The organism is Sulfurimonas gotlandica GD1 (assembly GCF_000242915.1).
Lineage (GTDB): Bacteria > Campylobacterota > Campylobacteria > Campylobacterales > Sulfurimonadaceae > Sulfurimonas > Sulfurimonas gotlandica.
This window is the reverse complement of sequence record NZ_AFRZ01000001.1, coordinates 162,648-186,285: the sequence shown is the minus strand read 5'-3', so window position 1 is coordinate 186,285 and position 23,638 is coordinate 162,648. Positions and strand designations below refer to the sequence as shown.

Below are 23,638 nucleotides of genomic sequence, written 5' to 3'. Positions count from 1 at the left end.
TGTATTGCATCTACTATTTTATTAATATTTCAACAGCTCGTCTGGCTAAAGATGGGAAGGTTGTGAGCTTTCCTCCATATACATGCATGACTCTGTTTTTACCAATGTGATGAAGGTCTAGTTTATACTCTCTAGACATCATAGTAGGGTCTTTATGACTTTTGATGATTGGTCTTGTACCTATATATACTTCTTTTATATCATCTCGATTTAATTCTGATTTTAGATACCTGTTACTCTCTCTTAGTAGATACTCAACATCCTCGTCGTCTATCTTTATATCATCCACGTTTGAGTCTTCACTTCGCTCTGTAGTACCTATAATCGTAGTGTTAATCTCAGGGATGATAAAGAAGATACGCTTACTTGCAGTCTCAAGTATGAGCGGTTCGGGAGTGAGGACTCTGTCTATGACAAGATGAATGCCGCTGAGTTTTTCAATGCTGTAAGATGAAGGTAGATTAAACTTCGCATTAATCTCATCTATCCATGCGCCTGTAGCATTGATAATCAGGTTTGTCTCAACATATCCATCACTTGTCTCTATCTTAATTATTTCATCATCTATTAGAACTGTTTTTAGTTCTGTCTCTTCGAGTATCTCTACTCCTTGGACTTTAGCTTCTTGAGCTATTTGTTGTGTTAGTGCATAATCATCTGTTTTTCCGTCGAAGTATTTAAAGACTGCTTTTAGGTTCTTCTCTTTTATGGATTTGAACTTATCTAAAAAATCTTTTTTTTTGACTTCTACTGCCTTATGTTCATGTTTTGCAAAAAAACTGTAAAGCCATAGTCCAAGACGAATCATCCATACGGGTCGTTTTGAGTTTTTGTAGATGGGAAGATAAAAATGACGGAGTTTTACTAAATCAGGATAGGTTTCTAAAAGATATTGTTGATCATTTAAAGCTTCTCTTACAAGGGAAAATTCAAAGTGTTCAAGATAACGAAGTCCACCATGTATAAGTCTTGATGAATGAGACGAAGCACCAGATGCAATATGGTTTTTCTCTATTACAAGAACTTTCTTTTCCTCTAATGCCAAAGCTTTTGCAATTGCTATACCGTTGATTCCTGCACCAAGAATGACAACATCATATTTGATATGCATAAAATATCCTTTACATTGATTATATCTAAGATAAATATAAAAGATAAAATGGACTATATTATTAGGTAAGTCACATTGTTAATTCAACAATATTATAAAAGCTTATATTAATACTATTGGAGTTATAGTTATAAATAGTTAAAAAAAATATTTTCTACCAAACATTTTATAGCATCCTATTATCTGGAGTTAACAAATGAAAAATGAAAGAATAGCAATAATATCTGGACTTCGAACACCTATGGCAAAATCAGGTGGGAAGTTTAAAAACTTGCAGGCAGATGCCCTTGGTGCAAGGCTTATTAGAGAGTTGATGATGAACTCTAAAATAGGGTTTGATGAAGTAGATGAGGTCATTATTGGTAATGTGTCTCAGCCAATACATGCTGCAAACATTGCAAGAGTAATTTCTCTACGCGCTGGATTTCCAGAATCTACTCCTGCTATGACAGTAAATAGAAACTGCGCCTCAGGTATGCAATCTATCACGAGTGCTGCAGCTAAAATTCATGCCAACGAGGGTAAAATTTATCTCTGTGGTGGTGTGGAATCTATGAGTAACATTCCGTTTATATTTAACAAAAATATGACAGGTCTCTTTGTACAACTATCAAAATCAAAAACTTATATTGACAGGGCAAAAACCATATTTGGCTTTCGTCCAGCATATTTAAAACCGATTATTGGTCTAATGTCTGGGCTTACAGATCCGGTTAGTGGACTTATGATGGGTTCAACTGCCGAAATACTTGTAAGAGATTTTGGCATCAGCAGAGTAGAACAGGATGAATTTTCTCTTCAAAGTCATGAAAAAGCATTACTAGCTAAAAATAGCGGTAGATTTGCACAAGAGAGTACACCTATTGTATATGATGAGATTAACGCTGAGTATTTGGATTATGATGATGGAATTAGAGAGGGACTATCTTTAGAAAAACTATCTCGTCTTAAACCGTTTTTTGACAGAAAAAATGGAACTGTAACGGCGGCCAACTCATCGCAGGTTACAGATGCAGCAGCAGCTGTTATTTTAATGTCAGAGAGTGAAGCCAAGAGTCGAGGTTTAACACCATTGGGTTATCTTACAGAATACAGTTATCAAGGACTTGATCCAAAACGAATGGGTTTAGGCCCTGTCTTTGCTACGCATGATCTTTTTTCCAAAACTGGACTAAGTATGAATGATATGGATTTGATTGAGATAAATGAAGCCTTCGCATCTCAGGTTATCGCCTGTCAAAAAGCATTTGCATCTAAAGCCTTTGCTAAAACACATTTTGGTGAAGACAAAGCAATTGGAGCAATAAATCCAAATATTTTAAATGTTAACGGAGGTAGTATAGCACTTGGACATCCTGTTGGAATGACTGGAACAAGGCTGGTTATTACACTTTTACATGAACTTAAGAATCGTAATCTGCAAAGAGGATTGGCGACTCTTTGTATTGGTGGCGGTCAAGGTGTAGCTTTACTTCTGGAGGCAGAATAATGAAATACTTTAAATATAAAAAAGATAAATTAGGAATCGGCACGCTGATTTTTGATACTCCAAGAAGCAGTGCAAATGTTTTCTCAATTGAATCTATGTCTGAGCTAGACGAGATGCTAAATACATTAGCACAAGATGCAGAGATTAAAGCACTATTTATTCAAAGTGCAAAAAAAGATATTTTTATCGCCGGGGCAGATATTAACGAGATAAAAACTGCAAATAATGAGCAGCAGATAAACAGTTTCGTTAAACAGGGACAAGATCTTTTTAATAAACTGGAAAATCTTCCATTTCCAACAGTTGCCATAATTGATGGTGCGTGTTTAGGCGGTGGACTAGAGATGGCGCTTGCATGTACTTATCGCATAGCAACATCAGATGAGCATACACGCTTGGGTCTGCCTGAAGTAAATCTTGGTCTTATACCAGGATTTGGCGGGACACAAAGACTTTACCCTCTTTTAGGCTACGCAAAAGCCATGGAACTCATACTTGGAGCTAAACAACTTCGAGGAGAAAAAGCACTAAAGCTTGGTTTAGTAGATGCTTGTGTTCCAAGCGGATATTTGGATTTTAAAAAAGAAGAATATATAAAACAGATAGTAGAAGATAATTTTGATGCAAAGATAAAAGCCAATCGAAAAGGCATCAAATGGTATGAATATATCTCTTTTACAAGAAATATAATAGATGCAATTGCAAAAAAGAAGGTTATGCAAAAAACTGCCGGACATTATCCTGCACCGCTTATGGTGATTGATGTTATGCAAAATAGTTTTTTAAAACCGCTAGAAGAAGGTTTAGATATAGAAAGAGAAGCAGAAGTCCAATTAGCACTTACTCCTGTTTGTAAAAATCTTATAGAACTTTTCTTAATCTCTGAAGAGTTAAAACATGATTCATTTAGTAAGTCAAAACCAAAAGAAGTAAAATACTCAGCCGTTGTAGGCACAGGTGTTATGGGAAGTGGTATTGCCTGGGCGATGAATCATCAAAATATTGAAGTTCGTTTAAAAGTTAGAAGTTATGAAAGTGCTGCAAATACTATTCAAAATATACGAAAAATATATGATTCAATCATGAAACGCAATCGTATAACTACTAGAGAAATTGATCTGAAAATGGATAGGGTTACATTCACAAAAGAGTACAGTGGCTTTGAAAATATGGATTTTTTACTAGAAGCAGTCAGTGAAGATGAAACGTTGAAAGAAAAAATATATGCTGAATTTGAAGAAGTTGTAGCATCTGAGTGTATTATGGCAAGTAACACCTCTTCTATATCAATAAGTAATTTAGCTAAAAGATTAAAATATCCAAATCGCTTTGTAGGGATGCACTTTTTTAATCCTGTAGATAGGATGCCTTTAGTAGAGATAATAGCCGGAGAAAAAACGGATGATAAAACTCTTGCTACGGTTGTGCATCTCGCAAAACAACTTGGTAAAACACCGATTAAAATCAAAGATTCTGCCGGATTTTTAGTTAATAGAATACTTTTACCATATTTGCAAGAGGCGGTGATGATGTTTGAAGAAGGTCAAGACTTACAAGACATTGACGAAGCACTTTTGGACTTCGGAATGCCTATGGGTCCTTTTACTCTTATTGATACCGTTGGAGTAGATGTTGGGGCTAATGTTTCGGTTATTTTACATAATGCTTATGGAGATAGAATAAAACCATCTTCACTTATGAACGAAATGGTTGAAAAAGGGTACTTAGGTAAGAAAACAAAAAAAGGATTTTATGATTATAGTTCTAAAGAGGCTTTCGTAAATCAAGATATTTCTACATTTAAAAAAGCGAATAGCACAATGAATCAAGATGCTATTGTAAATAGAGCTATATTGATTATGATTAATGAAGCAAGTAGATGCTTAGAAGAAAATGTAGTTGATAATGCAAGATACTTAGATATGGCTATGGTGATGGGAACAGGTTTTCCAGCATTTCGCGGAGGGCTTATGCGTTATGCAGATGAGATAGGTATTCCTCAGATTCTAAAACAATTAAATGAATTACAAACTGTAGATGGAGATAGATTTACTCCTTCACAACTTTTAGTAAATATGGAAAAAGAAAATATTTCTTTCTATGGAGATGTGTTATGAGTTCCTTTAAAAATACACGAGTAAAATATTTTACAAAGCCACTATTTAATATGCTTAAATCAAAAGGGCTTTTGCCTTCTATCTCACAAACAGAAAAGACAGCATTAACTGCAGGAGATGTTTGGATAGAAGGTGAGCTATTTAGTGGCAAACCTGATTTCCAAAAGATTTTTTCATATCCATATCCAAAACTAACAGAGGAAGAACAGGCTTTTATAGATATACAGGTGGAAGAAGTCTGTTCTATGACAAATGATTGGGAAGTGTTTCAGAGTAGAGATTTACCACAAAATGTATGGGAATATTTAAAAGAAAAACGATTTTTTGGAATGATAATCCCTAAAGAATTTGGTGGTTTGGGCTTTAGTGCTTATGGACATAGTTGTGTAATTGAAAAACTTGTATCACACTCTCAGGTATTGGCAATTACTGTTATGGTGCCAAATTCTCTTGGACCGGCAGAGTTGTTACTTCATTATGGAAAGCAAGAACAAAAAGAACACTATCTGCCAAGGTTAGCAGACGGTAGAGAAATCCCTTGTTTTGCACTAACTGAACCAGATGTCGGAAGCGATGCAGCAGCAATTAAGTCATATGGTGAAGTCTTTAAAGATAGCGATGATATATTTAAGATTAGACTGCAGTTTGAAAAACGCTACATAACACTGGGCTCTATCGCTACGGTTATTGGGCTTGCATTTAAACTAAAAGATCCACAAAATCACCTTGGCATGGGTGAAGACTTAGGTATTACATGTGCCTTGGTAGACTCTAAAAAAGAAGGAATTGATCAAAGCAAACGTCATGACCCGCTAAATGTACCATTTGTAAATGCACCTCTTTTTGGAGTGGATGTGGTCATATCTATTGATGATATTATTGGTGGCAAAGAAGGTATTGGTAGGGGATGGGCGATGCTTATGGAGTCTCTTTCAGTCGGTCGTGGGATATCCCTCCCATCTACTAGCACTGGCGGCAGTAAACTTTCAACTTTTGTTGCTTGTACTTACAGTGTAGCCCGTTATCAGTTTGGACTATCAATATCAAAGTTTGAAGGGGTATCAGAAGTTATAGGTCGCTTGGCTGCCAGTACTTACTTGCTAGATTCAGCAAAAACATTTACCCTAGGTGCTATAGATGCTGGAGCAAAACCAGCTGTTGCAAATGCAATCATGAAGTATCAAAGTACAGAAATATTTCGTAAAAATATATTAGATGCTATGGATATTCAAGGTGGAGCTGCAATTAGTAGAGGTCCTAAAAATCTCTTGGCACATGCATACTTTGGCTCACCAATCGGCATCACAGTGGAGGGCGCTAATATAATGACCCGCTCACTTATACAGTTTGGTCAAGGAGTAATCAGATGCCATCCGTATGCTTATGCTCAAATAGAAGCATTGGAAAAAGGAGATGTTGATTCTTTCGACAGACTGTTTTTTGCACATATTACTCATGTAGCGAGAAATAGTATGCGTGCTTTTGCTCTTGGACTGACAAGAGGACATCTACATCGCCCTATAGATAATGATACAACAAAACGCTATGAGCAAAAACTATCATGGGCATCTGCAAAATTCGCTTTTTGGAGTGATGTAGCACTAGGTCTGTTAGGTCCTGGTTTAAAAAGAAGAGAATCAATATCTGGACGTTTTGGTGATATTTTATCTCAGATGTACATGATGAGTGCAACTTTAAAACGCTTTAAACATGATGGTTCATTAAAAGATGATGAGATACTGCTTAGAGTTGCTATGGAGAGTGGATTTAATAAAATAGATGAATCCTTTATCGGAATCTATGCAAATCTATCAAAAGGTCTTTTATCTTGGATATTTAAAATAAATCTCTTTTTAGCAAAGATAAATCCAATGGGTGAAACTATTAAAGATAAAGATTTAGAGCATATAGCACTGCAAATGACTACAGACTCTGGCATGAGAGAGAGAGTCTGCTCAAACATCTATCATAGCAGTAGAATTAATGAATTATCAGATGCATCTAATGCGATGATAAATGCACAACAAGCACTTGCCAAAGAGAAGAAACTAGGAACAGATGCTCTTAGTGAAGCTGAAAAAACATTGATTGATTTAGCAAGATATATGCAAGACATAGCTGTTTCCGTAGATTCATTCACGCAAAAAGAATACTCTAAATGATAAGACTTGTTCTATTAATATCTCAATTTATTATATTTATTTTAAAAAAATTAATAGGAGTAAATATTACACATAGCGGGGAACTTCCGAGTAAAGGCTCAGTTTTGATTCTATCGAATCACTTTACTCGTTTTGAAACATTTATAGTTCCATATATACTTTTTAGCGAATATGATCATGTAGGACGTTCATTAGGTGATGACTCTGTATTTGTTGGATGGCTTGGAAAGTATATGGAATTAGCAGGTACTATTTCTATTAAAAATAAAATAAAAAATCGTATTATTTTAAATGATTTAATCTCAGGAGAAGCAGATTGGATTATTTATCCTGAAGGTAATATGATAAAAAATAAACTTATCACCTTTAATGATGGTGAGTTTTATATTAATACAAAATCAGGAATAAAGCCAATATATACGGGCGCAGCAGTTTTAGCACTAAAAGCAGAAATATTAAGAGATAGAATTAAAAATAGAGATAATGATACACATGTGCAAATTGTGCCCTTGTCTATTACATATAACCATATACGCCCAGGTGAAAACAAACTTTTGTTATGGATAGACAAGTACCTAAATGTACGTGGTACTCACTTTTTCGAAGAGCTTGAGATTGAGATAAATCTCTTAATGAAATCAAATATGCATCTGCATTTTGCAAAACCGATTTGTGTAAGTAAATATGTAAATAAATTTCTTGAAGAACATCAAGGTGCTTTGGAAAATGATGAAGCAATGGATGAGTACATAGGTAAGCAAAGAAAGGTACTTATAACAGATGTGATGAAAAAAGTTTACGATAATACACAAATTAATTTTGACCATATTTTTATACTTTCTCTTGTAACAATGCCTACTATTAAAGTATGTCCAAGTTATCTTAAAACATTGATTTACAAAAATGCAAGATCACTTGAAAAAATTAGAAATTTAAATATGCATTCAGAGTTAAAGGATGAACTGTTTGCACTAATTTTAGATAGTAAATATGCCCCTTTTCTATCATCAATAAAGTTAGCTCAATTGCAACATATATTATATGAAGATAGTGAAGGAGATTATTTATTTGATAGAAATTTACTAGAAAAAGAGTACGATTTTGACAAGGTAAGAGTTAAAAATACTTTGCAAGTTATTCTAAATGAGATTAAATTGCAAAAAAATATTGTTGACATGGCCTACAAGAATGCTGCATTTTCTCAAAAAGAACTAGAACGTGATAATTTCTATTATTTAAGAGAAAAGGAGTATACGACATTTGAAAAAGAGTATATTTCATATCATAAAACTCTTCCGAGTGAGGATAATACATCTGCTCCTATAGTGTTGTACGATGAAAACAACAGTCATGGACTTGTGTTTTCGCATGGATATATGGCAACTCCTGAGGAAGCAAGGCAATTAGCCCAGTACCTTTTTGCAAGAGGTATAAATGTTTATTTACCAAGGTTAAGAGGACATGGTACAGACCCAGTTGCCTTAAAGCATATTGCTTCTTCGGATTGGGAGTATGATTTTAAACTTGCCATTACTGCAATGAGTCAGGTTTGCGATAAAGTCTTTATTGGAGGTTTCGCTACAGGTGGACTTCTAGCTCTTTTACATGCATCTACTCATAAGGTCGATGGCATTATCGTCATAAATTCTGCTTTAAGACTAAATAGTCTGCATGTTAGCTATGTGGTACCGACACTACATGTCTTTAATGAAATGATATCCAGTCTTAATGAAAAAGGTATTGTAGAATGGGTAGAAAATAAAAGTGAGAATCCAAATATTAGTTACTCAAAGCATCCATTAAACTCCATAGCTCAAATGGAAAAACTAATGACTAAAGCAGATTCGATACTCACGCAAATCAAAGACCCTATCCTTGTTATACAAGGAGATAATGATCCTATTGTTAATCCCAAAAGTGCACAGTTTATTTACAAAGGTGTAAAATCAAAAGTAAAAAAATTAGTTCTCTTACCAAGAGATAATCATTCTATTATATTGGGAACAGGAGAGGAAGAGATTTTCGAGAGCATTTATCATTTTATTTCAAGGTTGTAACTATTTATCTTTAGGTATATGAATACTAAAACAGACCCCTTCGTCTATATTTTCAACTAATAGCTTACCATTCATATGTTGTTCAATTATCATCTTACACATGTAAAGACCGAGTCCTGTTCCATTTTTTTCTTCTTTTGTAGAAAAATAAGGCTCAAAAATCTTATTTAGGTTATCCTGTTCTATTTGCCCTCCATTGTTATATATCTTAGTAACAATAGCTCCATTTATATCTTTTATTTCTATTTCTATCTTTCTATCTTCATGTCTATACTCAGCTAAAGCATATTTTGCATTATTGAGTATATTTATAAATACTTGTAAAAGTTCTCTTGAAAAAATTGTTATTTTCTCATCTGTTTGCGAATTTACTTTGCAGGTAATCTCCTGGTCTTTTAAACTTTTCATTATAAGATCAATAGCATTGTTGAGAACATTTATGACACTTTCATTCTCTTTTTCATTTTCTAATTTAAAAAAGTTTCTAAAGTCATCTATAGTTTTAGATAGGTGTTGAGTTTGAGATGAAATTGCAGATGCTAATTTTATAGTTTCTTCTTCACTGCTTGTCTCAAGTTCTATATCAACAAGAATTGTGTCAGCACAGACACCTATTGCAGCTAGAGGCTGTCTCCATTGATGAGCAATCATGCTTATCATCTCTCCCATCGCTGCAAGACGTGATTGTGCTATCATGATTTCATCTTTTTGTCTTATTTCATTCTCATACTCTTTAATATTTGTTATGTCCTGTACAGTTCCAAATGAACTAATTATATTTCCATTTGTATCAAATTTATGTTCACCTTTTTCATGAACATATTTAACTCTCTCTCCATCTAGTAAAAGTCTATGGACTGTATCGTATGATGTTTTATTTTGAATAGAAGTTAAGAATGCTGTGCTGACAACTTCTTTATCATCAGGATGTATAGACGCTAAGAAAGTATCATATGATAGATTAATATTATTTTTATCTTTTTCAAAAATATTATATACTTCATCAGACCAAAAGAGCTTGTTATTAACTACATCTAAAGTCCAGCTTCCAATATGTGCGATATGTTGGGCTTTTTCTAGTTGTTGCTTTTGCTCTTTTATCTTATTTTGATTTTTGATATCTTGTGTAACAATACGAGCGATGCCAAATAGTCCAATAATATCTCCTTGAGCATTTTTAATTGGATATTTACGATTGTTCACCCACCCATCGTTACCGTTTTCATCAGTGAACGGTTGAACTTCTTCAATGTGCGGAATATTTCCTTTGTATATCTCTTTTTCAAGTTTGTAGTAGACTTCAGCATGCTCAAAAGGAAATAGTTCATAGTCGATTTTACCAATAATATCAGACCCTTTTTTATATCCTGTAATTATTGCAAGTGAATCACTTGAAGCTGTTAAGACATGATTGGCATCTTTGAAAAAGATAAAGTCATTTGTATGCTTCATCATTGCTTCAAAGTTTATTTTAACAGTACTCAAATCATTATTATTTGCATTTAAGCATCTTACATCATTTAATTGAACTTGAAAAATAGTTGTATTTTTAAGATCATGTTCTAAAATTATGTTAAAAATGCCTTTTAATATAATTACATGTTTATCTGGTCTTATAATACGAAAGTTTAATTGAAACCTTTGGTGGGTTATATCTGCAGGATTGGAGATGCAAAAGAGATCAATATCATCAGGATGAATAATATTTACAAGATTAATTCCATTATTAATGTTATCTTCTTCAATCTCCATACCAAATAAAATTTCAAAGTTATTTTTTTCTATAAAAAATAGTATCTCGTTAGTATTGTAATTATTATAAATAGCTACATGATCATCTAAAACTTCTATATTTTTACAACGAAGAATTGATTCATTTGAATGCATCATAACAATTACCTTTTATTAGTTTATTGATTATATCAAACTTTTTGTTGTGAGTACACATAATAAGCGCAGTTAAATAGAATCTTGTTATGATTACAGTTATATAAAATATATTTGGAAAAATTATGAAAGTTTTGTCTGTTTTACTTAGTTTTTTATTTGTAAGCTACCTAGATGCTGAGATAAAATGGATTCCTATAGAACCAATAGAGTTAAAAAAAAGTAGTGAACCAAATATTCGTATATCAGATAAACAAATAAGAGAATTTCAACCTGTCAAGAAAATAGTTGAAAATGCAAAAGTTATACATCAATTACTAGATAATAAACATAATGAAGAAAAAAAAAAGAGTGATACTAAAAAAAATTGGTACATTATTAAAAATATGGAGAACAATTAGAAATGAAAAATTTAGAATTAGATAATATTTTTATACCCTCAAAAATTCCTTCAAAAAAGTTAATGATAATTCTTCATGGACGTGGAGACTCATCTGAAGGTTTCACTTCACTTCCTCCATTCTTAGACATAGACGAAATGAATTACCTTTTACTGGACGCCCCTTTTGAATACTATACTGGGTTTTCATGGTATCCATTGCCACCTGATCAACTTCCTGGAATTGAGTATTCATCAAATGTTCTTACAAAAGTTTTGGATGAATTGTTTGAAGAAAAGTTTAATGCTAACGAGAGTTTTTTATTTGGTTTTTCACAAGGTTCACTACTTACTTTTGAATTTGGAGCTAGGTATAGTAAAGTTTTAGCTGGCTATATAGCAGTTAGTGGATACATCTATAATGAACATAAATTACTTGAAGATATGAACCAAGATGTTAAAAACTCAAACTGGCTCTGTACTCATGGAATATATGATGATGTTCTACCGTTTGAAACATCTAAAGAGCAAGTTAGAGTGCTTAAAGATGCTGGCTTTGATATAGAATTTAAAAGTTATGAAAAAGATCATAGTATTGACAGAAATGAGTTAGTAATGATATCTGAGTGGATGAGAAATATTTTGGAGTAATAGTGGTGCCGACACGAGGATTTGAACCCCGGGCCTGCTGATTACAAATCAGCTGCTCTAGCCAACTGAGCTATGTCGGCGGAAATAAAAAAAAGTATTGTACACTCTTAAACTTTAAAAAAACTGATTTTTACCATATCTTGAATTTTGTCAGTATCTTATATATTGTGTCTGATATAATCTGGAGAATTTTAATAATAGAGAGTATCAATGTTAACAAGTGAAATTACAAAAGAAAATCTAAATAAGATGGTTATCCGATTTTATACAAAAATATTAAATGATAATGTAGTAGGCCCTTTTTTTATTGAAAAATTAGGTGATGATTTAAATAACGATACATGGAAACCTCATATAATACTTCTGACAAATTTTTGGGCTTCTATTGCTTTGGGGGACCAGAATTATAGAGGCAATCCCTTAGCACCACATTTAGAATTAGAGGGGCTTAGACGTGAATCTTTCGATCAGTGGCTAAAACTGTTTTTTGAGACATTAGACAGTATTTATGAACCACGTACAGCAGATATGTTTAAACAAAGAAGTACAATAATCGCAGGAAACTTTATGAGAAACTTGAGGATAGCATAGCGAGTCAAAGAGACCCACCGTTTAATCTATTCTTCTATAAATGGAATGATTCTATAACCAATTCCATAAATACTCTCTAAAGAGTTTTCAGGCAGTTTTTTTCTTAGTTTAGAAACTAACTTTCTTATGTTTTGAATATCTAGGTTTTCTTCTAGCTGTTCATATTGGCTTGCTATATCTTCATTTGAATATATTTTACCAATACTGTTACTTAGAAACTGCATGAAAATTATTTCATACTTAGTTAAATAAACCATCTTCTCATTTTCTATAAGAGCACTGTTGTCTTTATCAAAGATAACATTACTGCTTAAGTATATTTTTTTAGAGGCAACTGGTGCTACTGTTGTAGAGCCATATTGCATTTTTTTAGAACTATTTAGTAAGGCTCTTAGCAATTCTTGATAATCAATAGGTTTTTTAACAAACTGTTCGATACCCAAGTTAATAAGAGGCAGGAGATATCTTGTATCATCATGTGCTGATAATATGATCAAAAGCTGAGAAGGATTTATCTCATATAATTTAGATGTAAGTTCAACCCCGTTTAAATTAGGCATCTGGATATCACTTAGCACAATGTCATAATATTTAGAGTTCTCTTTATGGTACTCTCTATATTTTCTTAATGCTACTTTTCCATCTTCAGCATAATCAACTTTGTGAAAAAAGTTTTTCAATATTTCAGTTGTATTTTCTCTGAGTTCATCATGATCTTCTACAAATAAAATTGAAAGGTTTTTTGTATATTTAAGTATCTCTTTTGAGTTTAGCATTTTATCATTCACTTTAAAGTTTATTTATATCTAGCTAGTATATCTTTTATTGATAATTAATTCAATATATATAGGTACAATATTGTGATTTTATTCAATGGACGCATACGTGTTACAATTTGTTATTGTATTAATTCTGTTTATTTATAGTTTTGTAGATAGTGTAAATCCACTTATTGTCAAGTATTTACTTGACACTGGTGCAGCTCATGAGCTAAAATCCAAATCTGAATATACAGCCTATGATCTCTCGAGTGTAAAAAAATAATTTAGCTGTATTAGATGTATTAAAATTATATGAGAAAGAGAAAAAATGAATATAGTAATAAATGGTGAATCAAGAGAGTTTGATAGCGGTATAACTCTTTCAAAGCTACTTAAAGAGTTGTCTCTAGAAGGTAAAGTTATGGCAGCAGCTGTAAATATGGAGATTGTAAAACAAAATGATTGGGAATCTTACAAACTAAAAGATTCAGATAAGTTAGAGCTGCTTGATTTTGTCGGTGGTGGTTAATTTATCTGAATTGCTACTACTGCAATAGCGTACTCACCATCATGAGTGATGGAAACTGAGGTGTCTGCTATATTAAAGTTATCAATTAATTTTTGAGATAGTTCCAGCTTTGGAGCGCCTCTCTCAGTTTTTGATATCTTTATATCCTCAAATGCACACTCTTTACCAATACCAACACCAAGAGCTTTAGAAACAGCTTCTTTTACAGCCCAAAAGCCAGAAGCAGTTTTATAGTTTTTAACAAGTTTAATTTCCTCAGGAGATAAAAATCTAAGAAGTGCTTTTTCGCCAAATCGCTCTATTAAGCGATTCATGCGAGAAGTTTTTATAAGGTCTACACCAATCATTTACTGAACAACAAATTCCGTAAAGTATATACCTTTAATGCGACCGTCTGAAATCATAGCGTTTAGAGTATCCATGATTTGATCACTAATTTTTTGCTTACCTTTTTTAGAAGATATTTCTTCTAATGATTTAGATGTTAAGATTCTAATAACTCTATCCCTAAGAACAGGAGCTTTCTTATCTAGTTCTAAACTTAGTTCTTCTCCTTCTAGCTCTAATGACATAGTAACTTTTAGGTAACGACGACCAGAATCACTTTTTAAGTTTACTGTGAAAGAGTCTAGTGGGTATAAAATACCGATATCGTTTAATTTTCTAGAGTTGCTATACTCTCCAGAGTTGCTTTTTTTAGGTTGTGAAGCACTTTTTTCATTAGCTTGAGGCGCAGCCTGATTCATCGTAGCTTGCTCATCATCACCACCCATTAAAAGTAAGGCTACTACAGCACCACCAACTATTATAAGTATAAGAACAACGATGATGATAATCATCAACATATTACTTGATTTTTTCTCTTTGGTTGCACCTTCTGCTGTCGTGCTTTCTTCTGCCATCTATTTTCCCTTAAAATATAATTGTGTTAGTATATCGGAATTTATAATAAATTTATAAATTATCACTTGTTTGTACCAAATCTTTTAGTGGCAAGAACTCGCATGTTTCTGCATTATAGTAATCAATATTACCAGTTTCTATGTCGTAGTACCATCCATGAATAGATAAAGTACCAGCCTCAAATCTTGCTTTAATAATAGGATATGTTAAAAGATTGTCAATTTGCTTCATGATAGATAATTTTTCTGTTAATCGTAAAAGTTCTTCTTTAGGAGCATTCACACCAAGGCTTAAAATTGCACTTGTTTTTGCACTTTTCCCCAGTTCAAGCCATTTCTTTGTGTGAATAAGTGATGGATCATCTATCTCTTCATAAAGGCTGCTACATGCCCCACAGTGGGTGTGCCCACATATTATAACTTCTTTGACTTTTAAAATACTAACTGCATATTCAATCCCAGAAGCTGTTGCATGGAAATCTTCATCTGGTTTATATGGAGGAACAAAGTTACCTACATTTCTAATTACAAATAAATCACCTGGATCAGATTGAACCATTAAGTCTGGTATTACCCTAGAATCAGAGCAACCTATAAACAGAGCTTTTGGACTTTGACCACTAGTAACAAGTTTAAGAAGTGACTCTTTGTTCTTTTTAAAGTAAGATTTAAAAAGCTGATTGCCCTCTGCATAGTCCTCTAGGTTCATTATTTTAGATACACTCTTTAATTTCTAAAGCTTTCATTATCTCTTCAAAAATTGCGCCTGCTTCGCGGCCATTGTCATCATGATATTCTACAACTAGAACTTCTCTGCCATTAGATATACTAGTAGTGTGTAACTCAGGTTTCATATTGTGTTTGGCTATGATTTTTTCAACGCAAGAATGCACCTGCAATTTTTCACTTTCATCTTTATATGCTAATGATAATCTTGAAAATCTCTCTTCGCTTCTGAACTCAGCATCTATCATTGATATCCTTTATGTAATATATATTTGAAATTATAGTCTATTATATTGTAAAATAACTTCATATAGTGATTATTTTAATACCATTCTAGTAGTTTTGTTACTTCATCTACTATAAAAATTTTCATTGTAGTTTTTTCAAGCGGTTTTTTTGCCAAAAGTACTTTTGTTATATTTTGCATCTTAGCTTCTTTGAGTCTAACATCTGTACCGTAGACTTCTCTAACATCACCGACTAGAGATACTTCACCTATAAATACAGTTTCTTTTGAAATTGCCCGATTTCTAAAACTACTAATTATTGCTGCCAATATAGCTAAGTCGGCACTTGTTTCAGTGATTTTTATACCTCCGGTTATATTTATAAATACATCATATCCAGATAGCGGAATCTCTAGTTTTCTCTCAAGAAGTGCTAAAAGCATGTTTAGTCGATTGTTGTCAAAACCAGTGGCTTGTCTTTTTGAGTTAGAAGTGTGGGATTCAGAAACAAGTGCTTGTACTTCTAGAATAATAGGACGAGATCCTTCCATGACAACAGTAAGTGCAGAACCAGCCTGTTCTGAATTACGGTTGAAAAATCTGGATGCTACATCTGTTGCAGAGACTAATCCATCACTTCTCATTTCAAACACACCTATCTCACTAGTTGGTCCGAAACGATTCTTAAATCCTCTTAATATTCTTAACTCTTGTGAGCTGTCTCCCTCAAAATATAAAACGGTGTCAACCATATGTTCAAGAACTCTAGGACCTGCAATAGAACCTTCTTTAGTAATATGACCAATGATAAATATGGCTATATCTCTCTCTTTTGCTATTCTCATAAGCTCAAAAGTTATCTGTCTGACTTGTGTTACAGAACCTGGTGCTGAAGCTATGTTCTCTGAGTATATAGTTTGAATAGAATCTATAATAATAAACTCATACTCTCTATGTTCAAGTTCTACTAAAATTTGCTCTAGTCTAATCTCACTAAGAAGATACAGAGTGTCATTGTTTGAGTTTAGACGATTGGCTCTAAGTTTTATCTGTCCGCTTGATTCTTCACCAGTAACATAAAGTACATTTTTGTTCGAAGAAGCAATATTTGAAGCAACTTTTAGAAGTAAAGTAGATTTACCAACACCAGGACTTCCTCCGATTAAAGTGAGTGATCCTGGAACGATTCCTCCGCCAAGAACACCGTCAAGTTCTTTGTCAAGAGAACTGTATCTATATACTTCACTCTCTTCTATATCATTTATACTTACAGCTTTTGACGAGGTACTAGATGCAGACTTAGTCTGCTTAACTACTTCTTGCTGATGCTCTGTTAGTTCAACAAAGGAATCCCATGCTCCACAGTTTGTACATTTTCCCATCCATTTTGGAGTAGTAAGTCCACAGTGCTGACACTCAAATAAAATCTTTTTTTTAGCCATAATAGAAGCCCTTTGTTTAATTGTGAGTGATTATACAAACTTGTTGAAATTTTAATTAAAAATATTGCAAATTGTCATTTAAACTGGAAATATTTCGCATTTAATTGAATAAAAAGTTATCTACTGACTTTGTTTTTCATCTTTTGTAAAAGGAAGTTTACATATTATGATGGTTTTATAACTTCCTGCAAATGCAAGTTTCGCATCTGAAGTCATTGCCACTGACCATACTTGACCACTCATTAGTTTATATGTTTTTATTACTTTAATTGTGTTTATATCCCACAATCTTAAAGTTTCATCAGAATTTCCAGATATAAAATATTTAGCATCTGGAGTTATTTTCAGAGATAAAACATCATAAGAAGGAGTTTTAAAAGTTTTGATAACTTTAGCTGTTTCCATATCCCATAATATTAAACTATTGTTATTGCTTGCAGATATAGCATATTTTGAATCTGTAGTTATATCTGCTGAGATTACACCACCCAGATGCCCTTTAAAAGTTCTAATCTCTTTGCCTGTAGAAATATTCCAAAGCTTAAGTGTTTTATCAAAACTTGTTGAGAGAATATGCTTAGTATCTGGAGTGATAATTAAAGATGTTACAGTACTTTTGTGCCCCTTAAAAGTTTTTAATAATTTACCTGTAGAAATATCCCATAGCTTTATAGTGCTATCTACACTACCTGAGAAAGCATATTTACTATCTGGAGTTATTACTACAGACGTTACGGAATCTTTATGACCTTTAAAAATTCTTATATTATCAGCTGTTTCTATATCCCATAATATTAAGGTTTTATCATCACTTGCTGAGAGAACATATTTAGAGTTTTTAGAAATATCTACAGCGTTTACCCAATCTTTATGACCTTCAAAAGTTTTTATATTTTTAGCTGTTTGTATGTCCCATAGTTTTAGTGTTTTATCTTCACTTGCTGAGAGAATGTATTTGTTGTCTGGAGTTATAGCTATAGAGGTAACAATACCTGCGTGAGCTAGAATAGTTTTAATATTTTTATCTGGTATATTTTTTTTCTCTTGTGGTTTTAGTGTTTCGACTTTGCTTATCTCTTGAGCTTGCTTTTCATTTTTTTTTACTTTTAAAGGTTCTATATTCATTTGCTTAGGCTCTGAATGTTTTATTATTTTGGGTGTTGGTTGTATCTCTTTTGTAAGCTCTTGTTTTATTGTAGCTGTAGCTTTTACTATCTTTGGTTTGCTCTCTTGAGTAGAGCATCCAAAAAGAAGTAGTAGGCTGGTAATACTCAGCGTTTTAATAAGCTTAGTTTTTAAATGCATTACTTATTGCTTGCTATCTCTTCTTCAACGAAGATAGCATCTAGTAATCCATCTACAAACTCATATTTGTCAAACGGTGTTAGATTTTCTGGTTGTTCGCCAGTTCCTACAAAAAGAATAGGCAGCTCTAATGCGTATGCAATAGAGAAGATAGAACCACCTTTTGCAGTTCCGTCTAGTTTTGTAATGATAATACCATCAATACCTATCATCTCATTGAAAGCTTTTGCTTGAGCTATGGCAGAGTTTCCTTGTGTCCCATCAATAATTAATATTGTTCTGTGCGGAGAACCAGGATGGGCTTTGTCACAGATGCGGTTAATCTTTTTAAGCTCATTAGCCAGATTTGTCTGTGTGTGGAGGCGACCTGCAGTGTCGATGATTACATTGTCAAAGCCTTTAGCTTTTGCAGAATCTATTGTATCAAAGGCTACTGCTGATGAATCATGACCTTGCTTTGATGAGACAATAGGAATATCAAGCTTCTTAGACCAGAGGGTAAGTTGTTCTATAGCAGCTGCACGAAATGTATCTCCTGCACCTAGTATTACTTTTTTACCTTCATTTTTATATCTTTGGGCAAGTTTTGAGATTGTTGTAGTTTTACCAGCACCATTAACACCAACTATTAGTTCTACAAATGGAGCTGTAAACTCAGGTTCTTTGTAAGAAGTGTAAGCTAGGGTCGCTAAAAGTTTTGAACGTAAAATATCTCTTGTTACTTTGTCTTGGTAGATTTCATTTATGATGATCTCTACTAAGTCATACTCTACATCTGCTTCTAGTAGAATATCTTCAAGCTCACCTTTTGTAAATGAAATCTTTCTTTTTGGTGCAACAGTTCTAATCGCATCTGCTGTCCTAGCTAGAGATTTTTTTATAAAACCAAACATTTATATAATTCCTTATTGACCAATAGCCAATTTGATGTCATTTTCTATAAGTTCTTCTTCGATTGAACCAATGAAGTGATTTATATATTTTCCATCTTTGTAAAGTGCCATTACAGGGATAGGATATCTATCTCCAAGTTTTAACTCATTTACGATTGTGTCAGCTAATCTACGGTTTTGATCAGAATTAACCAAAGTGTAATTTGCATTGTATGTTTTTCTAAACTCTAAAAGTTTTGAGTTTGGAATGCTATCTTCTATTGTAACACCTATGATAATTAGATTATCTTTGTATTTTTCTTGAAGTGAAGTAAGATGAGTTGCTGCTCCACGACATGGCGGACACCAAGTTGCAAATATATCAAAGATAACTACCTTGCCTTTGGCATCTTTAAGTACAAAGCCTGAGCCCTCTTTTTTAACTATATATTGTTTATTGTCAAGAGCTGTTAATACATACTCATTTGTTGAAATAATATCGTTTACATTTTGAGGTTCTTCATTAGAGCATCCAGCGAAGAATAGAACAGAACTTAATAAAAGTGTTGTAGTTAATTTTTTAAACATTAAAATACCTTTTTTGTTTTATTATTGTAAAATACACGAAATTATAACTTAAAGAATTGATATGCCTCTTACAAAATCAATATTTAGAGAAAATTGTATAAAAAAAATAAAAAATGCGTCTCCTCATAGCAGATATTATAGAAATGCTATGATAAACAAGCTCCTAATTAATGAGTTAAAAAACATTAAAGGTGCAAAAGTGTTATTTTATTATCCGTTACCATTCGAAGCAGATATAAGAAAATCACTTAACAAAATTCGTCAAAAATGTGATATTTTTGTTCCATTTATGCAAGATTCAAGTTTTAAGATAGTACCATTTAGATTGCCGCTTAAGAAGAAGAAATTTAATATTTACGAAGCGGGAAACACACTAAGAAATATAAATAAAATTGATATAGCCATAGTACCTACAATTGGGGTTGATGGTAAATTACAACGAATAGGTTTTGGAAAAGGGATGTATGATCGTTTCTTTGAAAAGTTAAAAAAGAAACCATACACGATTTTTATACAGCCGGAGATTTGTTTTACAAAAGAGTTTATTTGCGATGATTATGATGTCGCATGTGATTTACTGTTGACACCACGCTCAACTAAGAGACCAAGAAAGTATTACGGCTAGAGAATAGGAAATTAATAATGTTAAATGAGATACTACTAGGTGGCTCTATTGCTACGGTAAGTGGTCTTTTTGGATTTTTCATCTCTAAGAAAATTACTCATGCCAATTTTGATGTTTTTGTTGATAAGGCAAAAGCAAAAGCAAGTGCCATTGAAAATGAAGCACAGCATCTTTTACATAAATCAAGCCTCAAATCTCAACAGATTGAGCTTGAAGCAACTAAGCAGTATGAGAGTGCAAAAGATAGAGCAAAAGCTGACATGCATCAAAGAGAAGATGATGTTATAAGAAAAGAGCAAAGTTTTATTCGCTATAAACAGAATGAAGATAAAAGACTTCGTGATGAAGGCAGAATTTTAGAAGTAAAAAGAGTTGATTTAGAAAGAAATGAGAAGTCACTAGAATCTTTAAAAAAGAGGTATGAGGCTAAGATAGATGAAGCTCTTCATACTATAGAACACAGTGCCGGAATGACTCAAGATGAAGCTAGAAAAGTTCTACTTGAAAATATAGAAGAGAAATCAAGAGCAGATGTTGCTCATATAGTTAGACGTTATGAAAATGAAGCAAAACAAGAAGGTAAGAAAAAAGCAAACTATATTTTAGCTCAGGCTACAAGTAGATTTGCCGGTAACTTTGCATCTGAGAGACTTACAAATCTTGTGCATCTTGAAGATGATGACCTAAAAGGTCGTATTATCGGTAAAGAGGGTAGAAACATTAAAGCTCTTGAGACTTTAATGGGTGTTGATATCATTATTGATGATACACCAAATGCTATTCTTGTAAGTAGTTTTAATCTTTATCGTCGTGCGATAGCAACAAAAACTTTACAACTTCTTATAGAAGATGGACGTATTCAACCTGCTAGAATTGAAGAGATATTTGACAAAGTATCAGAAGAATTTGAAGATGGTATCTTAACGGAAGGTGAAGAACTTATTGCTGATATGGACATAGGAGTTATGCATCCAGAACTTGTTAAGTTAATAGGTAAATTAAGATATCGTGCCAGTTATGGACAAAATGCTTTAGCTCATACTCTTGAAGTTGCTCACTTAGCTGGAATTATGGCATCTGAGATGGGTGGGGATTCAAGACTTGCAAAAAGAGCTGGACTACTTCATGACATCGGGAAGTCTCTAACTCATGATAATGATGGAAGCCACGTTGATTTAGGTGCTGAAATTTGTAACCGTTACAATGAACACAGTGTAGTTATAAATGCCATATATGCTCATCATGGACATGAAGAGATAAACTCTATAGAATGTGGAGCCGTATGTGCAGCAGATGCACTCTCAGCTGCAAGACCTGGGGCAAGAAGAGAAGTTCTTGAGAGTTTCCTAAAAAGAGTAACTCAGATAGAAGAGATAGCATCTCAGCATTCTGGTGTAAAACAGGCTTATGCTATTAATGCCGGTCGTGAGGTAAGAGTTATAGTTAATGCTACCCTTATCAATGATGACGAGTCTATTTTAATGTCTAGAGAAATAGCAAAAGAAATAGAAGAAAAAGTTCAATACCCTGGTGAGATAAAAGTAAATGTTATCAGAGAGAGCAGAGCTGTAGAGTATGCTAAATAGTTAATAGCTTGTAAAGAATATTTTTACTTTCAAGCTCTTGTATGAACTTTTCAAAGTGTTTTTGTACTTCTTCTTCATCGTAACCACTAATTGATAGTTCAACATTAGCTTTACCATCTTTAAAAAGAGGCAGAGATGAGAGTTCTATATGCTTTGGAAGAAGTTGCATCTGAGATATTAGAGTCTCTTCGCTTGTTTGCGCTAGAAGAGTTAGTCTGAATTTTTCTAATCGTAAAGAACATAGTTTACTTATCACACTGTTTATCATAGGATGAGCCATTTCAGGAAAACCAGGAACAAAGAAAAACCTGTTCTCCAAAGAGAAGCCTGACATATTGTTTACAGGATTAAATAGTAGTTCTGATCCATGAGGTAAATCTGCCATATGAACTCTGTGAGGGTAGGCTTTTTCTGCAAATCTATCAATAATGTCTTGCTCAAATACTTTATGACGAACTACCGGTTTTTTTGTAAATATCTCAGATGCTATCTCTCTGGTTAAATCATCTGGTGTTGAACCTATCCCTCCAAACGAGAAAAGTATGGAGTTTTTATCTTTTTTAATTAGTTCATAACAGCTCTTCATTAACTTTACATCATCTTTTACAATAAATGTTGCGAAAAGCTCATACCCATACTTTTGAAGTTCATCGCGAACAAATTTAAAGTGCTTGTCTTCTCTTCTAGCATTTAAAATTTCTGTCCCGATAATTAAAGCATAGAAATTCATATTATTCTTAGTACTCATCTTCGATTTCATTTATCTCTGAATCATCATAAGGATCCATATGAACGAGAATATGCACACTCTTATTTTCAAAAAGAGCTTTTATTTTTGCTTCTACTTTATCGGCTACCAAGTGTGCATCGTAGAGAGAGATGCTAACATTAAAAACAGCATGAACAGATATAAAGATATGTGAACCTGATTCTCTGGTCTGTAAATAGTGAAAGGCAGTAATTAACTCTTCACCTTCTAAAATAGTTTTGATTTGTTTTAAGTCTTCTTCAGGCAGAGCAGCATCTAGAAGCATTAATACACCTTCTTTTATGATTGGCAGAGCTGAGTAAATCATATAAATTGCTATTCCAACACCAAGTATAGGGTCTATTAATTGCTCTCCTGTCATAGAGATAAGAGCAAGAGCCATAAGAACTGCACCGTTTGAAAAGAGATCGGTTTTGTAGTGTAGAGCATCTGCTTTTATAACCATGTTATTTGTTTTTTTAGCAACATAGTTTAGAAACATAACTAAAAATAGAGTAATTATAAGCGAAGCGGCCATTACCCAGATGCTGCTTTGCATAAATTCCATCTCTCTAGGGTGAGCAATCTTAACTAGTGCTTCATAGAGAATAAAAACAGCGGAGAGTGAGATCACTGTGCCTTCAACAACAGCAGCCATCGGTTCTATTTTGCTACGTCCATAGTTAAATTGATTGTCCGGATTTTTTTCGGCTGTATTTAGTGCAAAGTAGTTAAACAGAGATACTGTGAGATCTAAAAAGCTATCAATCGCAGAAGCAAGAACAGCAATAGAACCACTTAAAACTCCTACGGTCATTTTCATAAGTACAAGAATTCCTGCCACTGATGTTGATACTACGGTTGCTTTTTTTTCTAAGCGCAT

At 33.2% G+C, this 23,638-nt stretch carries 23 protein-coding genes and 1 tRNA gene; 10 read left to right on the top strand and 14 right to left on the bottom strand.

Annotated elements, in window-relative coordinates:
• Positions 1-13: 13 nt before the first annotated feature.
• A complete protein-coding gene (locus SMGD1_RS00940; RefSeq protein WP_008338620.1) occupies positions 14-1,111 on the bottom strand; it encodes a glycerol-3-phosphate dehydrogenase/oxidase in 1,098 nt (365 codons plus the stop codon).
• Between the two features lie 196 nt (positions 1,112-1,307).
• On the opposite strand from SMGD1_RS00940, the gene SMGD1_RS00935 reads away from it, so the two are divergent.
• The 4 genes from SMGD1_RS00935 to SMGD1_RS00920 are packed head-to-tail and all read left to right on the top strand — an operon-like array spanning position 1,308 to position 8,936.
• Entirely contained in the window at positions 1,308-2,600 is a 1,293-nt protein-coding gene (locus SMGD1_RS00935; protein ID WP_008338246.1) for a thiolase family protein, read from the top strand.
• Positions 2,600-4,717 carry a 3-hydroxyacyl-CoA dehydrogenase NAD-binding domain-containing protein gene (locus SMGD1_RS00930; protein ID WP_008338452.1) on the top strand — a complete coding sequence of 706 codons (2,118 nt, stop codon included), beginning with the start codon at positions 2,600-2,602 and terminating at the stop codon, positions 4,715-4,717. Before SMGD1_RS00935 ends, SMGD1_RS00930 begins: the two co-directional genes overlap by 1 nt.
• On the top strand, positions 4,714-6,879 hold the full coding sequence (locus SMGD1_RS00925; RefSeq protein ID WP_008340367.1) for an acyl-CoA dehydrogenase: 2,166 nt from the start codon (positions 4,714-4,716) through the stop codon (positions 6,877-6,879). Before SMGD1_RS00930 ends, SMGD1_RS00925 begins: the two co-directional genes overlap by 4 nt.
• Positions 6,876-8,936: an alpha/beta fold hydrolase gene (locus SMGD1_RS00920; RefSeq protein ID WP_008338584.1), complete on the top strand. Its 2,061-nt coding sequence runs from the start codon at positions 6,876-6,878 to the stop codon at positions 8,934-8,936. Before SMGD1_RS00925 ends, SMGD1_RS00920 begins: the two co-directional genes overlap by 4 nt.
• On the opposite strand, the gene SMGD1_RS14440 is transcribed toward SMGD1_RS00920, so the two are convergent.
• Positions 8,937-10,826, bottom strand: a complete 1,890-nt coding sequence (locus SMGD1_RS14440) for a PAS domain-containing sensor histidine kinase (protein ID WP_008340365.1) — start codon at positions 10,824-10,826, stop codon at positions 8,937-8,939.
• 122 nt (positions 10,827-10,948) lie between these two features.
• Between SMGD1_RS14440 and SMGD1_RS00910 the strand changes: the two genes are divergently transcribed.
• Together SMGD1_RS00910 and SMGD1_RS00905 are read left to right on the top strand one after the other, a co-directional pair.
• Positions 10,949-11,224, top strand: coding sequence for a hypothetical protein (locus tag SMGD1_RS00910; RefSeq protein WP_008338398.1), 276 nt, complete (start codon positions 10,949-10,951; stop codon positions 11,222-11,224).
• Between the two features lie 2 nt (positions 11,225-11,226).
• On the top strand, positions 11,227-11,853 hold the full coding sequence (locus SMGD1_RS00905; protein WP_008338365.1) for an alpha/beta hydrolase: 627 nt from the start codon (positions 11,227-11,229) through the stop codon (positions 11,851-11,853).
• A 3-nt stretch (positions 11,854-11,856) separates the two neighbouring features.
• On the opposite strand, the gene SMGD1_RS00900 is transcribed toward SMGD1_RS00905, so the two are convergent.
• A tRNA-Thr gene (locus tag SMGD1_RS00900) sits at positions 11,857-11,933 on the bottom strand.
• A 130-nt stretch (positions 11,934-12,063) separates the two neighbouring features.
• Between SMGD1_RS00900 and SMGD1_RS00895 the strand changes: the two genes are divergently transcribed.
• The gene (locus tag SMGD1_RS00895; protein WP_008338254.1) at positions 12,064-12,444 is read left to right on the top strand and encodes a group III truncated hemoglobin; all 381 of its coding nucleotides are present in this window, start codon (positions 12,064-12,066) and stop codon (positions 12,442-12,444) included.
• A 26-nt stretch (positions 12,445-12,470) separates the two neighbouring features.
• Here SMGD1_RS00895 and SMGD1_RS00890 read toward each other — a convergent pair whose 3' ends face one another.
• Complete coding sequence (locus tag SMGD1_RS00890) at positions 12,471-13,232, bottom strand: response regulator transcription factor (protein WP_241761412.1); 762 nt, start codon at positions 13,230-13,232, stop codon at positions 12,471-12,473.
• Between the two features lie 301 nt (positions 13,233-13,533).
• On the opposite strand from SMGD1_RS00890, the gene thiS reads away from it, so the two are divergent.
• A complete protein-coding gene (gene thiS / locus SMGD1_RS00885) occupies positions 13,534-13,734 on the top strand; it encodes a sulfur carrier protein ThiS (RefSeq protein WP_008338542.1) in 201 nt (66 codons plus the stop codon).
• Here thiS and acpS read toward each other — a convergent pair.
• The 8 genes from acpS to SMGD1_RS00845 all read right to left on the bottom strand — a co-directional run bounded on the left by acpS (position 13,731) and on the right by SMGD1_RS00845 (position 19,796).
• Positions 13,731-14,081: a holo-ACP synthase gene (gene acpS, locus SMGD1_RS00880; protein WP_008340362.1), complete on the bottom strand. Its 351-nt coding sequence runs from the start codon at positions 14,079-14,081 to the stop codon at positions 13,731-13,733. The two genes, thiS and acpS, sit on opposite strands and share 4 nt — an antisense overlap.
• Complete coding sequence (fliL, locus tag SMGD1_RS00875) at positions 14,082-14,636, bottom strand: flagellar basal body-associated protein FliL (protein WP_008338678.1); 555 nt, start codon at positions 14,634-14,636, stop codon at positions 14,082-14,084. It lies immediately after the preceding gene.
• Positions 14,637-14,688: 52 nt separating this feature from the next.
• Positions 14,689-15,345 (bottom strand): carbonic anhydrase, encoded by a 657-nt coding sequence (locus tag SMGD1_RS00870; RefSeq protein WP_008338352.1) that lies wholly within the window; start codon positions 15,343-15,345, stop codon positions 14,689-14,691.
• Positions 15,346-15,349: 4 nt separating this feature from the next.
• Complete coding sequence (locus SMGD1_RS00865) at positions 15,350-15,610, bottom strand: hypothetical protein (protein WP_008338377.1); 261 nt, start codon at positions 15,608-15,610, stop codon at positions 15,350-15,352.
• A 74-nt stretch (positions 15,611-15,684) separates the two neighbouring features.
• The gene (radA, locus tag SMGD1_RS00860) at positions 15,685-17,031 is read right to left on the bottom strand and encodes a DNA repair protein RadA (RefSeq protein ID WP_008338528.1); all 1,347 of its coding nucleotides are present in this window, start codon (positions 17,029-17,031) and stop codon (positions 15,685-15,687) included.
• A 120-nt stretch (positions 17,032-17,151) separates the two neighbouring features.
• Complete coding sequence (locus SMGD1_RS00855; protein ID WP_008338487.1) at positions 17,152-18,336, bottom strand: WD40 repeat domain-containing protein; 1,185 nt, start codon at positions 18,334-18,336, stop codon at positions 17,152-17,154.
• A complete protein-coding gene (gene ftsY / locus SMGD1_RS00850) occupies positions 18,336-19,229 on the bottom strand; it encodes a signal recognition particle-docking protein FtsY (RefSeq protein ID WP_008338409.1) in 894 nt (297 codons plus the stop codon). The genes SMGD1_RS00855 and ftsY overlap by 1 nt, the downstream gene beginning before the upstream one ends.
• Positions 19,230-19,241: 12 nt before the next feature.
• Positions 19,242-19,796: a TlpA family protein disulfide reductase gene (locus SMGD1_RS00845; protein ID WP_008338593.1), complete on the bottom strand. Its 555-nt coding sequence runs from the start codon at positions 19,794-19,796 to the stop codon at positions 19,242-19,244.
• Between the two features lie 61 nt (positions 19,797-19,857).
• On the opposite strand from SMGD1_RS00845, the gene SMGD1_RS00840 reads away from it, so the two are divergent.
• Together SMGD1_RS00840 and rny are read left to right on the top strand one after the other, a co-directional pair.
• On the top strand, positions 19,858-20,421 hold the full coding sequence (locus SMGD1_RS00840; protein ID WP_008338482.1) for a 5-formyltetrahydrofolate cyclo-ligase: 564 nt from the start codon (positions 19,858-19,860) through the stop codon (positions 20,419-20,421).
• 17 nt (positions 20,422-20,438) lie between these two features.
• Positions 20,439-22,007, top strand: a complete 1,569-nt coding sequence (gene rny / locus SMGD1_RS00835) for a ribonuclease Y (RefSeq protein WP_008338435.1) — start codon at positions 20,439-20,441, stop codon at positions 22,005-22,007.
• On the opposite strand, the gene SMGD1_RS00830 is transcribed toward rny, so the two are convergent.
• Positions 22,000-22,737 (bottom strand): competence/damage-inducible protein A, encoded by a 738-nt coding sequence (locus SMGD1_RS00830; RefSeq protein ID WP_008338363.1) that lies wholly within the window; start codon positions 22,735-22,737, stop codon positions 22,000-22,002. The genes rny and SMGD1_RS00830 overlap by 8 nt on opposite strands.
• A 7-nt stretch (positions 22,738-22,744) precedes the next feature.
• Positions 22,745-23,638 carry a cation diffusion facilitator family transporter gene (locus SMGD1_RS00825; RefSeq protein ID WP_008338425.1) on the bottom strand — a complete coding sequence of 298 codons (894 nt, stop codon included), beginning with the start codon at positions 23,636-23,638 and terminating at the stop codon, positions 22,745-22,747.

Bases quoted from the DNA above. Each gene is read 5' to 3' on its own strand.
- SMGD1_RS00940 (WP_008338620.1), bottom strand. From the start codon at position 1,111: ATGCATATCAAATATGATGTTGTCATTCTTGGTGCAGGAATCAACGGT.
- SMGD1_RS00935 (WP_008338246.1), top strand. From the start codon at position 1,308: ATGAAAAATGAAAGAATAGCAATAATATCTGGACTTCGAACACCTATG.
- SMGD1_RS00930 (WP_008338452.1), top strand. From the start codon at position 2,600: ATGAAATACTTTAAATATAAAAAAGATAAATTAGGAATCGGCACGCTG.
- SMGD1_RS00925 (WP_008340367.1), top strand. From the start codon at position 4,714: ATGAGTTCCTTTAAAAATACACGAGTAAAATATTTTACAAAGCCACTA.
- SMGD1_RS00920 (WP_008338584.1), top strand. From the start codon at position 6,876: ATGATAAGACTTGTTCTATTAATATCTCAATTTATTATATTTATTTTA.
- SMGD1_RS14440 (WP_008340365.1), bottom strand. From the start codon at position 10,826: ATGATGCATTCAAATGAATCAATTCTTCGTTGTAAAAATATAGAAGTT.
- SMGD1_RS00910 (WP_008338398.1), top strand. From the start codon at position 10,949: ATGAAAGTTTTGTCTGTTTTACTTAGTTTTTTATTTGTAAGCTACCTA.
- SMGD1_RS00905 (WP_008338365.1), top strand. From the start codon at position 11,227: ATGAAAAATTTAGAATTAGATAATATTTTTATACCCTCAAAAATTCCT.
- SMGD1_RS00895 (WP_008338254.1), top strand. From the start codon at position 12,064: ATGTTAACAAGTGAAATTACAAAAGAAAATCTAAATAAGATGGTTATC.
- thiS (WP_008338542.1), top strand. From the start codon at position 13,534: ATGAATATAGTAATAAATGGTGAATCAAGAGAGTTTGATAGCGGTATA.
- acpS (WP_008340362.1), bottom strand. From the start codon at position 14,081: ATGATTGGTGTAGACCTTATAAAAACTTCTCGCATGAATCGCTTAATA.
- fliL (WP_008338678.1), bottom strand. From the start codon at position 14,636: ATGGCAGAAGAAAGCACGACAGCAGAAGGTGCAACCAAAGAGAAAAAA.
- SMGD1_RS00870 (WP_008338352.1), bottom strand. From the start codon at position 15,345: ATGAACCTAGAGGACTATGCAGAGGGCAATCAGCTTTTTAAATCTTAC.
- SMGD1_RS00865 (WP_008338377.1), bottom strand. From the start codon at position 15,610: ATGATAGATGCTGAGTTCAGAAGCGAAGAGAGATTTTCAAGATTATCA.
- radA (WP_008338528.1), bottom strand. From the start codon at position 17,031: ATGGCTAAAAAAAAGATTTTATTTGAGTGTCAGCACTGTGGACTTACT.
- SMGD1_RS00855 (WP_008338487.1), bottom strand. From the start codon at position 18,336: ATGCATTTAAAAACTAAGCTTATTAAAACGCTGAGTATTACCAGCCTA.
- ftsY (WP_008338409.1), bottom strand. From the start codon at position 19,229: ATGTTTGGTTTTATAAAAAAATCTCTAGCTAGGACAGCAGATGCGATT.
- SMGD1_RS00845 (WP_008338593.1), bottom strand. From the start codon at position 19,796: ATGTTTAAAAAATTAACTACAACACTTTTATTAAGTTCTGTTCTATTC.
- SMGD1_RS00840 (WP_008338482.1), top strand. From the start codon at position 19,858: ATGCCTCTTACAAAATCAATATTTAGAGAAAATTGTATAAAAAAAATA.
- rny (WP_008338435.1), top strand. From the start codon at position 20,439: ATGTTAAATGAGATACTACTAGGTGGCTCTATTGCTACGGTAAGTGGT.
- SMGD1_RS00830 (WP_008338363.1), bottom strand. From the start codon at position 22,737: ATGAATTTCTATGCTTTAATTATCGGGACAGAAATTTTAAATGCTAGA.
- SMGD1_RS00825 (WP_008338425.1), bottom strand. From the start codon at position 23,638: ATGCGCTTAGAAAAAAAAGCAACCGTAGTATCAACATCAGTGGCAGGA.